The 12,463-nt window shown below is 36.4% G+C and carries 10 protein-coding genes; 8 read left to right on the top strand and 2 right to left on the bottom strand.

Annotation, left to right across the window (positions count from 1 at the left end):
* The first annotated feature begins 61 nt into the window (after window positions 1-61).
* Window positions 62-991 (top strand): DHH family phosphoesterase, encoded by a 930-nt coding sequence (locus tag BQ6100_RS15870; protein WP_075982553.1) that lies wholly within the window; start codon window positions 62-64, stop codon window positions 989-991.
* A 73-nt stretch (window positions 992-1,064) separates the two neighbouring features.
* Here BQ6100_RS15870 and ytrI read toward each other — a convergent pair whose 3' ends face one another.
* Together ytrI and BQ6100_RS15860 are read right to left on the bottom strand one after the other, a co-directional pair.
* Complete coding sequence (gene ytrI, locus BQ6100_RS15865; RefSeq protein ID WP_075982552.1) at window positions 1,065-1,568, bottom strand: sporulation membrane protein YtrI; 504 nt, start codon at window positions 1,566-1,568, stop codon at window positions 1,065-1,067.
* Window positions 1,565-1,903 (bottom strand): YtrH family sporulation protein, encoded by a 339-nt coding sequence (locus BQ6100_RS15860; RefSeq protein ID WP_075982551.1) that lies wholly within the window; start codon window positions 1,901-1,903, stop codon window positions 1,565-1,567. The genes ytrI and BQ6100_RS15860 overlap by 4 nt, the downstream gene beginning before the upstream one ends.
* Before the next feature lie 162 nt (window positions 1,904-2,065).
* On the opposite strand from BQ6100_RS15860, the gene dnaE reads away from it, so the two are divergent.
* The 7 genes from dnaE to pyk all read left to right on the top strand — a co-directional run bounded on the left by dnaE (window position 2,066) and on the right by pyk (window position 12,436).
* On the top strand, window positions 2,066-5,431 hold the full coding sequence (gene dnaE, locus BQ6100_RS15855; RefSeq protein ID WP_075983600.1) for a DNA polymerase III subunit alpha: 3,366 nt from the start codon (window positions 2,066-2,068) through the stop codon (window positions 5,429-5,431).
* Window positions 5,432-5,514: 83 nt separating this feature from the next.
* Window positions 5,515-6,744, top strand: a complete 1,230-nt coding sequence (locus BQ6100_RS15850; RefSeq protein ID WP_075982550.1) for an NAD(P)-dependent malic enzyme — start codon at window positions 5,515-5,517, stop codon at window positions 6,742-6,744.
* Window positions 6,745-6,759: 15 nt separating this feature from the next.
* On the top strand, window positions 6,760-7,383 hold the full coding sequence (locus tag BQ6100_RS15845) for a FadR/GntR family transcriptional regulator (protein ID WP_075982549.1): 624 nt from the start codon (window positions 6,760-6,762) through the stop codon (window positions 7,381-7,383).
* A gap of 166 nt (window positions 7,384-7,549) precedes the next feature.
* Window positions 7,550-8,419 carry an acetyl-CoA carboxylase, carboxyltransferase subunit beta gene (accD, locus tag BQ6100_RS15840; protein WP_075982548.1) on the top strand — a complete coding sequence of 290 codons (870 nt, stop codon included), beginning with the start codon at window positions 7,550-7,552 and terminating at the stop codon, window positions 8,417-8,419.
* On the top strand, window positions 8,413-9,390 hold the full coding sequence (gene accA, locus BQ6100_RS15835; RefSeq protein ID WP_075982547.1) for an acetyl-CoA carboxylase carboxyl transferase subunit alpha: 978 nt from the start codon (window positions 8,413-8,415) through the stop codon (window positions 9,388-9,390). Before accD ends, accA begins: the two co-directional genes overlap by 7 nt.
* A gap of 302 nt (window positions 9,391-9,692) precedes the next feature.
* Window positions 9,693-10,652, top strand: coding sequence for a 6-phosphofructokinase (gene pfkA / locus BQ6100_RS15830; RefSeq protein ID WP_075982546.1), 960 nt, complete (start codon window positions 9,693-9,695; stop codon window positions 10,650-10,652).
* 23 nt (window positions 10,653-10,675) lie between these two features.
* Window positions 10,676-12,436, top strand: coding sequence for a pyruvate kinase (gene pyk / locus BQ6100_RS15825; RefSeq protein ID WP_075982545.1), 1,761 nt, complete (start codon window positions 10,676-10,678; stop codon window positions 12,434-12,436).
* Window positions 12,437-12,463 lie beyond the last annotated feature (27 nt).

The following is a 12,463-nucleotide window of genomic DNA, read 5'->3' as shown; positions in this document are numbered from 1 at the left end:
ACAAAAAATGACTTTCGCTCTTTTATGACGATTAACATAACCAAAATAAAAGGAGTAGACGATGAACGAAAAAATATTAGAAGAGATAAAAAGGTACGAAACGATAATCATCCATCGCCATGTAAGGCCGGACCCTGATGCATATGGATCACAGGGAGGATTGGCCGAAGTACTAAAGGCTAATTTTCCTGAAAAGAATATCTATACTGTTGGAGAAGAAGAACGTTCCTTATTATTCCTACGGCGCATGGATCAAATAGAAGATGCTGTATTTAAAGGTGCATTAGTCATTGTATGTGATACAGCAAATAAAGAAAGAATATGTGACCAAAGATATCATTCAGGAGACAAATTAATTAAAATTGACCATCATCCTAATGAAGATCCGTACGGAGATTTATTATGGGTAGATACGACAGCTAGCTCTACTAGTGAAATGATTTATGAATTTGCTAAAGAAAATAATTTAAAAATGACAGAAGAAGCGGCAAGACTTATTTTTGCTGGGATTGTAGGAGACACAGGTAGATTCTTATATCCGAGCACATCTGATAAAACCTTTTTAATTGCTGGGGAACTCATTCATTTTCCATTTTCTCGAACGGAGCTATATGATAGGATGTATGAGCTACCGCTTAATGTCGTAAAGCTCAATGGATATATCCTGCAAAATTTCGAGTTAAGCAAAAACGGTGTTGGTTCTATGATAATAGATAAAGAACTGTTAGATAAATTTGAAACCGTTCCTTCAGATGCATCCTTGCTTGTAAGTACATTGGGAGATGTCGAAGGAATCAAGGCATGGGTTTTCTTTATTGAGGAAGGAGATCAAATCCGTGTCAGATTACGCTCTAAAGGCCCGATTATTAATGGGATTGCTAAAAAGTATAATGGAGGCGGTCATCCTCTAGCATCTGGTGCGTCCATCTATTCATGGGATATGGTGAAAAATGTGATAGAGGATTTAGAAGAGGCCTGTAAAAATCACTAATGGATGGTGAGTATTTACATCATCTATCTCTAAATAAATATTCAGGCATTCCTCTATTAGGGGGTGCCTGAACCTATTCTTCTAAATGAATATGTAAATTTATAGATAATGTCGTATAAAAGACAATCTCTCTTACTTCAAGCTTGTAGCGTTTTCCATGGATTTTAAATGTTTGATTTTCAATTACCTTGGTGATTAAATCACGACTATTATAGGCAGTTTCAATATCCTTTGCCAGTAACATATAGATATCTTCCTTCACCTTTTCCTCAACTTCAAATTCACTAAATGTATTTAGTCGATATCTTTCACTATTCGTAATTCGAACTTTAATTTTTTGAATGGTTAATTTCTCTTTATTTTCTTTATTTAATTTTTGAAATTCTTGCTGCCATATTTTTTTATCCTTAGTTAAATCTTGAATATCCTTTGCCTGCTTTTTAATGGTTTTGCTGTATTCATTTTGCCATTCTCCAAATATATATAGAAATATGCCCCAGCTAATGACTCCACCTATAGCCATTCCTGCAAAAAAGCGCTGCCATGATGGTTTCTTATATAAAGGAGGAATTCTCATGATGAGATTTGCTCCTGTGCTAACCAATTAATGATGATGGCTCCCGTTTGCGCTCCACCCATTGCAGATAATATCAACAAGAATTGTTTAAAAATATCCTTTGTTTCCCCTTCTAAGAATCCCCGTTCAAAGCTATACACGGTATCAAATGTGCCGCCGATAGCCGCAATAATAGCCCATATTCGAATCGAAGAAGATATACGTACGATTTCAGTTAGAGGCGGTTTCCCTGTAATGAAAGAAGATAATCCTCCGATTAAAGTCCCACCTAGTAATACACCTAGAGCGATGAAATAACTTTCAAATAAATGGGGGAAAAAAGGTTCATTTTGCATGGTAACCACCCTTACGAAAATTTATTAACAACCAACCGTTACTTCATCATATGGACAAACAAGAATAAATATTCGAATAAGAAAAAACAGAACATATTTTCCTTTTTCAGTGGTGAGTTTTATAATAAAAAAATAAAGAAGATAGATAAGGGTGTGAAAAGCATGTCATTTATACACCTCCAAGTATATAGTGCTTACAGTTTATTAACGAGTACCGCAAAAATAGATCAATTAGTAATTGATGCAAAGGAAAAAGGCTATAAAGCAATCGCATTAACCGATCGAAATGTCATGTACGGGATGATTTCCTTTTATAAGGAATGCTTAAAAAATAAAATAAAGCCCATTCTGGGATTGACAGTAGATATTATGAGTTCCTTTGAAGAGTCTAGTTCTTACCCATTAGTCCTATTGGCCAAAAATCAAGAAGGATTTCAAAATTTAATTAAAATTTCTAGCGCAGTTCAAACAAAATCACCTAATGGCCTCCCCATTAAATGGTTAAAGCATTATACGGAAGGTCTCATCGCAATAACTCCTGGTAGAGAAGGAGAGGTTGAAGGCCTACTCAGTAATGGTGAGTTTAAGAAAGCAAAGGAGACTGCCTCCTTGTACGCCAATCTTTTTGGAAGGGAGAACTTTTATTTAGCAATCCAAAACCATGGATTAGAGGAAGAAATAGCAACCATTAGAAAGATAATAGAAATTGCTCAAGAAGCTAATCTTGAATTAGTAGCAACCAATCATGTTCATTATCTTAATAAAGAGGATGCGCGTGCACATGAATGTCTATTAGCTATTAAAAATGGAGACAAATTACAGGATGATTCTCGAGAAAGATTAGAAAGTGATGAATATTATTTAAAAACTCCAACTGAAATGGTGGAGATATTTTCAGATTTTCCGAGCGCCCTAGAAAACACAATCTATATTGCTGAAAAATGCAATGTGATGATTGAGATGGGGAAGAAAAAGTTGCCAAAATATCCAACCCAAAAAGGACAGGCATCATATGATTTATTAGAAGAGCTCTGCTATGAAGGCTTAAGTAATCGATATGAAAAGCCAACAGGTGAGCATATAAAAAGACTAGAATACGAGTTAAGTGTAATTAAACAAATGAAATTTAGTGATTATTTTCTTATCGTATGGGATTTCATGAAATATTCAAGAGAGAATGGAATTTATACAGGTCCTGGTAGGGGATCTGCAGCAGGCTCGATGGTAGCCTATGTTTTGTTTATTACGGAAGTTGACCCGATCAAGTATAACCTTTTATTTGAAAGATTCTTGAATCCAGAACGAATTACCATGCCAGATATTGATATAGACTTCCCGGACCATCGTCGGGAGGAGGTAATTCAATATGTGTCGAGCAAATATGGTGAGCTTCATGTAGCTCAAATATTAACCTTTGGAACATTAGCTGCTAAGGCTGCTGTTCGTGATGTAGGAAGGGCCTTTGGATTAAATACAAAAGAATTGGATCAATTATCAAGGCTTATTCCAGCTAAGCTAGGAATATCTCTTCAGAAGGCCTATAAAGAATCTGGCGAATTAAGAGATTTTGTAGAAGCTTCTCCTTTTAACCGCAGTCTTTTTGCAACGGCAATAAAATTAGAAGGCCTCCCTAGACATACTTCAACACACGCGGCGGGAGTAATCATTAGTGAAGAGCCATTAGTCAATGTCATCCCCATTCAACAGGGCCATGACCAAGTATACTTAACCCAATATTCAATGGAACACCTTGAGGATTTAGGTTTGTTAAAAATGGATTTTTTAGGTTTAAGAAATTTATCTTTTCTAGAATCCATATTAACTTCCATTAAACAAAAAACAAGTGTGGGGCCTCAAATTAATTCCATTCCATTAGATGATAACCTCACATTTGATTTATTGAGCAAGGGGATGACCACAGGGATTTTTCAATTAGAATCCGATGGTATGAGAGATGTTCTAAAAAGGCTGAAGCCTAGTAGTTTTGAAGATATTGTTGCTGTTAACGCTTTATATCGGCCAGGTCCAATGGAAAATATTCCACTTTTTATTGATCGAAAACATGGACGTGAACCAATATCTTATCCACATCCAGACCTATTGCCTATCCTAGAAAGCACATATGGGGTAATTGTCTATCAGGAACAAATAATGCAAATCGCCACAAAACTAGCAGGATTTTCATTAGGAGAATCTGATTTGTTAAGAAGGGCTGTAAGTAAAAAGAAAAAAGAAGTTCTTGATAAGGAAAGAAACCATTTTGTTAAAGGTGCTTTAAAAAATGGATATAGTGAGGACATAGCAAATAATATTTATGATTTAATCGTTAAGTTTGCCAACTATGGTTTCAATCGAAGCCATGCTGTAGCCTATAGTATGATAGCCTATCAGTTGGCCTATTTAAAGGCGCATTACCCGATTCATTTTATGGCATCCTTATTATCTGCTGCCATTGGAAATGAAGGGAAAATTGCTGAGTATACGAGAGAATTAAAGGAAATGAATATTTCAATATTAATGCCATCGATTAATAAAAGCGGTTATTCCTTCTTAGTTGAAAATGGAGCGATTCGCTATAGCCTTTCAGCAATAAAGGGGATTGGGATAACCGTGTTAAAGGATATTTTTCAAGCAAGAAAAGTAAAGAAATTTACAGATATGTTTGATTTTTGTCTTAGAATCCCTCAAAAGAGTCTCAATCGAAAGGTGTTAGAAGCATTAGTTCACTCGGGTAGCTTTGATGAGTTTGGTGAGGATCGGGCGGTATTATTAGCCAGCATAGATGTAGCAATCGAGCATGCGGAGTTAGTGAAGCCTGCTGAGATGGACCAAATGGGCCTATTTTCAGATGATGAGTATTCCATCAAACCAAAGTATGTTGAGGTCGATCCGATACCCCTCGAGGAGAAGTTGAAGTTTGAAAAGGCTGTTTTAGGTCAATATTTATCTAGTCATCCTGTTTCTGTTTATGAGTCTGATTATCCCATTCTTGGTGCAGAGCCAATTAGTAATCTTTCACAAATTGGCAGGCAATATAAAGTTATTGCATTTATCTCCGAAGTGAAGAAAATTAGAACAAAAAAAGGGGATGCAATGGCATTTATCAAAATTAGTGATCAAAGTGGGGAAATAGAAGCGGTCACCTTTCCAAAGGATTATCGGCTTTTGAGCTCATTACTTAAGCAGGGACTAATACTTTTAGTTACTGGTAAAGTAGAGGAAAGGTCTGGAAATAGGCAATTAATTGTTCAAAAGGCAAGTTTAATTGAGGAAGAAATAAAAAAATATGAAAAACAAAAAGGTGTTTTGTACCTAAAGGTCGAAAAAAGTATAGAGACCATTGAAAATTTAAAAAAATTAAAATATTTAATTAATAAATATAGGGGAAACATAGAGATAATATTATTTTATGAAAATTCACGAAAAACGATTCGTTTGGGAGAAAATGACCGAGTAAATGTTACAGAAAAATGTCTCTCAGAATTGAGGAGTTTATTAGGGGAAAACAATGTTATATTAAAAGAGTAAAAATTCGCAAAATGTAGTTAATAAAATGGATTTAATTAGGTTATTGTGGTCTTACCACTTGAAATTATTGTGGGGTGAATCGTTTGACATTACGTGAAGAAGCATTGCATATGCATCGAATAAATAAAGGGAAATTAGAATCAAAATCAAAGGTACCTGTTCAAAATGCAAAGGACTTAAGTCTTGCTTATTCTCCTGGGGTAGCAGAGCCTTGTAAGGTTATTTATGAAAAGCCTGAAACGGTTTATGAGTACACCATGAAAGGGAACATGGTTGCTGTTGTTTCCGATGGTACGGCAGTATTGGGTTTAGGAAATATTGGACCAGAGGCTGCTTTACCAGTTATGGAAGGAAAAGCGGTTTTATTTAAAAGCTTTGCAGGTGTAGATGCTTTTCCAATTTGCCTAAATACGACCGACATTGACAAAATTGTTGAGACAGTGAAATTACTGGAACCAACCTTTGGAGGTGTCAATCTGGAAGACATAGCAGCACCAAATTGTTTTGCGATAGAGGAACGTCTCAAAAAAGAGGCAAATATTCCTGTTTTCCATGATGACCAGCATGGGACAGCCATTGTAACAGTTGCTGGATTAGTTAATGCATTAAAAATAGTAAGCAAAAAAATGAATGAAATAAAAGTGGTTGCTAGTGGAGCCGGTGCAGCTGGAATTGCCATTATTAAACTTTTATATAATTATGGTGTTCGCGATATTGTTATGTGTGATACAAAAGGTGCTATTTATGAAGGACGTCCTTATGGAATGAATGAAATAAAAGAAGAAGTTGCCAAATTTACAAATAGGGAAAATAAACAAGGAAGCCTTGCAGAAGTGATAAAAGGTGCAGATGTTTTTATCGGTGTTTCTGCAGAAGGTGCTTTAACTCCAGAAATGGTTGAATCCATGAATGTAAACCCAGTTATTTTCGCTATGGCTAACCCAAATCCAGAAATAATGCCTGATTTGGCAAGAAAAGCTGGGGCGATGGTAGTAGGAACAGGTCGATCCGATTTTCCAAATCAGGTAAATAACGTTCTTGCATTTCCTGGTATTTTCCGTGGTGCGCTCGATGTTCGTGCTACTCACATTAATGAGGAAATGAAAATGGCTGCCGTAGAAGCTATCGCAAGTCTAGTTAGTGAAGAAGAGCTAAATGCAGATTATGTCATTCCCGGACCATTTGACCCTAGAGTTGCACCTGAAGTTGCAGCAGCAGTAGCTGCGGCAGCAATGGAAACGGGTGTAGCACGAATCAAATTGGAACCTGAGGAAATTAAGAAAAGAACAAAAGAATTAGCAAGCATCAGATAAAGTGAGTGCTATCCAATGAGTTCAACCAAAAAAAATTCAAAAGTATATTTAAAAATTGTAAAACAGTTACGGGATATGATCGAGCTTGATGGACTAAAACCAGGGGATAAACTTCCCTCCGAACGTGAGTTGTCTGAGCGCCTTAATGTAGGGCGCTCCTCTGTTCGAGAGGCATTAAGAGCTTTAGAGCTTTTAGGTCTTATCGAAACGAGGATAGGAGAGGGAACGTTTATTAGGGATTTTAGGGATAATCAGCTCGTTCAATTATTAAGTACATTTATTCTACAAGAGAATCAAGCAATAAAGGATGTAAAGGAAACAAAATATTTCATTGAAATGGACTGTTTAAGACTATTAATCCTTAGAAATAATGATGAACAAATACATAAATTAAAAAATTGGGTTGAAATCAAAGATTTTAATGATGACGAATTCTTTTCAAAAATCGTTCAGCTTTCTGAAAATCATCTTATGCAAAGAATTTGGATGATCTTAAAAGATTATTATAATTCCTTACCCATTGAGATCAAAAGGTTATCTAAAAAGGAATATTTAGACCTACTGGATGCCATTTTGACAAGAAAAGAAGAAGACACAATCCTTTGTTATAGGCTGCTAAGGAAATTGTCGAATGAATGAGACATATTTCTGTAGATTTCCTAAGACTAGTATTTTACAATGAAATAATATACAATCTTAAGAGCTGCCTATAATAATAGGTATTTATTTTTCCTTAAGTGGTCTGACCAGTGGTTACAAAATTTTACAATTTCTTTTGATTGCAACGAACGGGGGAGGTTTAACCTTGCTTAAAGACATATTTACAAAACAAAAGAAGAAGAAATATGCAACCATTCCTTCTGAAACAACAAAAAAAGACGTACCAGAGGGAATAATGACAAAATGTCCAAATTGTAAAAAAATCATGTATACAAAAGAATTAATAAAAAATGTGAAGGTATGTTTTGAATGTGGTTATCATCATCCGATGAATGCGAAGGAACGGTTGGACAGCTTTGTTGATAGCGGGAGCTTTCGGGAAATTGACAAAGAACTGCTATCTGTTAATCCCCTGCAATTTCCTGATTATCTGGAAAAAATCGAAAAGGATCGGGAAAAGACTAAACTAAATGAAGCTGTAGTAACGGGGATAGCTAAATTAGATGGAAAGGAATTCGCCATCGCAATAATGGATTCCACTTTTCGAATGGGGAGCATGGGCTCCGTTGTAGGGGAAAAAATCACTAGGGCAGTTGAAAAGGCAGATGAATTATCGATTCCCTTTATTATATTTACAGCCTCTGGCGGTGCCAGAATGCAAGAGGGTGTATTAAGCTTGATGCAAATGGCTAAAACTAGTGTGGCGCTAAAGAAATTTAGTGATAATGGAGGTTTATTTATCTCTATCATGACTCATCCAACGACTGGTGGGGTATCTGCGAGCTTTGCATCCCTTGGAGATTATAATTTTGCAGAGCCTGGTGCATTAATTGGCTTTGCAGGAAGAAGAATCATTGAACAAACTATAAGAGAAGAATTACCGGAGGATTTTCAAACAGCGGAAATCCTATTAAAACATGGTCAATTAGATGCTGTAATCTCTAGACTTGAGCTAAAGGAAAAAATATCCTTGATATTAGACATACATCAGACAGGAGTTGAGCTTGATTGGTAGGAGAATTAGAATTTGAGAAGCCTATTATAGAACTTCGTAAAAAGATTATTGAGTTAAAGGAATTTACTCAAAATGCTGATGTAGACTTATCTATGGAAATTGAGAAATTAGAAGCTAGGTTAGTAAAGCTAGAAAAGGAAATTTATGATCATATTGAGCCTTGGGATCGTGTTCAAATTGCACGACTTCCAAGCCGACCAACTACTTTAGATTATATTCCATATTTGTTTTCCGATTTCTTTGAATGTCATGGGGATCGATCCTTTGGAGATGACGAAGCAATCGTCGGGGGGATAGCTAAATTTAATGGCCTCCCCGTAACCGTAATTGGGCATCAACGAGGTAAAGATACAAAGGAAAATATACGAAGGAATTTTGGAATGCCACATCCAGAAGGTTATCGTAAGGCGTTGCGACTAATGAAGCAGGCTGAAAAATTCAACCGTCCAATCATTTGCTTTATCGATACAAAAGGAGCTTACCCGGGGAAAGCTGCAGAAGAAAGAGGTCAAAGCGAAGCAATCGCAAGGAATCTTTTTGAAATGGCTGGTTTAAAGGTACCGATTGTTTGTATTGTCATTGGTGAAGGAGGAAGTGGAGGCGCTCTTGCATTAGGGGTTGGTGACAGAATTCATATGCTAGAGAACTCAACGTATTCCGTTATTTCACCTGAAGGGGCTGCGTCAATCCTTTGGAAGGATGCTGCATTAGCCAAAAGAGCTGCAGAATCAATGAAGATTACTGCTCCTGATTTAAAAAGTTTAGGAGTAATAGATGAAATAATCCCTGAGGTAAAGGGTGGAGCACATAAAGATACACAAATCCAAGCAAGTTTTATAAAAGATGTTTTATATCAATCATTAAAAGAGCTAAGGAATTTAACTGAAGAAGAACTATTAACGCAGCGCTATAGAAAGTACAAGGCAATAGGAAAATATTCTATAGACAAGGAAAATATTGGGGCGCTTTAAAAACGTGCATTTAATGATGTGCGTTTTTCTTATTTCCTATATTAATAAGTGGATTAACAAAATAATAAGAAGAAAAATAGCAAATATTACTCTTAAAAGCGCTTCCAGTTAACTGACAATTACGTCTATTTGACAATATTTTTGAATTTGTTGTGATAGCATTTTCTTCGTGGTATTTTAGAGATATTCCGCGGGTATTTTATTTATTGTTATTATTAATAATATTATTATCAAGCTAATATCTAATGTATTTCTTATGACTATTTGATGTGGCTTCTATCAAAATTGAGGTGAATTATATAATGAAAAAAATTGGAGTTTTAACTAGTGGTGGAGACGCACCTGGTATGAACGCAGCGGTTCGTGCTGTGGTTAGAAAAGGAATATACCATGAACTAGAAGTGTATGGTATTTATGGTGGGTATGCAGGGTTAATTAGTGGAAATATCCATAAATTAGAACTTGGTTCAGTAGGTGATATTATCCATCGTGGAGGTACTAGCCTATACTCTGCAAGATGCTTAGAGTTCAAGACAAAAGAAGGACAACAAAAAGGAATTGAACAATTAAAAAAACACGGAATTGAAGGGCTAGTAGTTATCGGTGGAGACGGCTCATATATGGGAGCAAAAGCCTTAACTGAGCAGGGATTTCCATGTGTTGGTGTCCCAGGAACAATTGATAATGACATCCCAGGAACAGAATTTACGATTGGGTTTGATACAGCTTTAAATACCGTAATCGATGCCATTGATAAAATCCGTGATACAGCTACTTCCCATGAAAGAACCTTTGTTATTGAAGTAATGGGTAGAAATGCAGGAGATATCGCATTATGGGCAGGTCTTGCTGGCGGTGCTGAAACGATTTTAATCCCTGAGGAAGGGTATGATATGGATGAAATCATTCAGCGTTTAAAAAATGGTGTTGAACGTGGTAAGAAACATACAATTATTGTGGTTGCAGAAGGCGTTGCAAGCGGTATGGAGATAGGTCAGAAAGTAAAAGAAGCTACACAATTTGATACTCGTGTTTCTGTACTAGGACATATTCAAAGAGGTGGCTCACCAACTGCGTTTGACCGTGTACTTGCAAGCAGACTAGGTGCGAAAGCAGTAGAGTTATTACTTGAAGGTAAAGGTGGACGCGCAGTAGGAATTGAAAAGAATGAATTAGTGGATTATGACATTATTGAGGTTTTATCAAGAAAGCATGCAATTAATTATGATCTACTTAAATTATCTAAAGAGTTGTCAATTTAATATACCAGGAGGATATTTTGAATATGCGTAAAACGAAGATAGTTTGTACAATAGGCCCCGCTAGTGAAAGTGTGGAAAGGTTAACACAACTAATTGAAGCTGGAATGAATGTTGCAAGGTTAAACTTTTCACATGGTGACCATGATGAGCATGGTCAAAGAATTAAAAATATTAGAGAAGCATCCAAAATAACTGGAAAAACAGTTGCTATCCTATTGGATACAAAGGGACCTGAAATTAGAACAAATGACATGGTTAATGGTGCTATTGATCTTGTTCCTGGTCAAGACATCATCATTTCTATGACTGAAGTAGAAGGTACAACAGAAAAATTCTCTGTTACATATGAAGGCTTAATTGATGATGTTCATGTTGGTTCAAAAATCTTATTAGATGACGGTCTAATTGGATTAGAAGTAACTAGCATCAATAATGAAGCTGGTGAGATTACTACTAAAGTGTTAAACGCTGGAACTTTAAAGAATAAAAAGGGTGTTAATGTTCCAGGTGTATCCGTTAATTTACCAGGTATCACTGAAAAGGATGCTAATGATATAAGATTTGGAATTGAACAAGGTGTTGACTTTATTGCAGCATCATTTGTACGTAGAGCATCAGATGTTTTGGAAATTCGTCGTTTGTTAGAAGAAAACCAAGCAACTCACATTCAAATCATCCCTAAAATTGAAAATCAAGAGGGCGTAGACAAAATTGATGAGATCCTAGAAATCTCAGATGGATTAATGGTTGCTCGTGGTGATTTAGGGGTAGAAATTCCTGCTGAAGAAGTACCATTAGTACAGAAGCAATTAATTAAAAAATGTAATACACAAGGTAAGCCAGTTATCACAGCTACTCAAATGTTAGATTCCATGCAAAGAAACCCTCGTCCAACTCGCGCAGAAGCAAGTGATGTAGCCAACGCTATTTTTGATGGAACAGATGCAATCATGCTATCAGGCGAAACAGCTGCAGGACTATATCCAGTTGAAGCTGTTCAAACGATGCATAATATTGCATCCCGTGCAGAATCAGCCTTGAATCATAAAGAAATATTATCCAAGAGAAGCAAGGATAGTGAGCATAATATTACGGATGCTATCGGGCAATCGGTTGCACATACAGCGTTAAACTTAGAAGTCCATGCCATTATTACACCTACTGAAAGTGGCCATACAGCAAGAATGATTTCTAAGTATCGCCCAGAAGCACCTATCATTGCTGTTACCTCCAATGATTATGTTGGTCGCCGTTTATCATTAGTATGGGGTGTTTATCCTCAAATTGGTAAAAAATCGAACTCAACTGACGAAATGCTTGATGTTGCAGTAGAAGAAAGCTTAAATAGTGGAATTGTAAAGCATGGTGACCTCGTTGTCATTACGGCTGGGGTTCCTGCAGGGGAATCTGGAACAACAAATATGATGAAAATACATGTCCTTGGTGACATTCTTGCAAAGGCACAAGGGATTGGACGTAAATCAGCTTACGGAAAAGTTGTCATTGCGAAAAATGCTGAAGAAGCCCTAAACAAAACTACAGAAGGCTCTATCTTAGTAACGATTGGGTCAGATCGTGAAATGGTACCTGCCATTGAAAAATGTAGTGCCTTAATCACTGAAGAAGGCGGCCTTACAAGCCATGCTGCCGTTGTCGGATTAAGTATTGGTATACCTGTTATTGTAGGAGCTCATAATGCAACAAATATCCTTAAAGAAGGCCAAGATATTACTGTTGACGCCCATAGTGGGATAATCTATAACGGTCACGCTCGTGTCCTTTAAAATAAAAAAGTCAACTCATTCATGAGT

Source organism: Bacillus massilinigeriensis, from assembly GCF_900117315.1.
Taxonomy (GTDB): Bacteria; Bacillota; Bacilli; order Bacillales; family Cytobacillaceae; genus Bacillus_BE; species Bacillus_BE massilionigeriensis.
The sequence above is the reverse complement of the archived record's forward strand: the minus strand, read 5'-3'. Positions and strand labels throughout refer to the sequence as shown.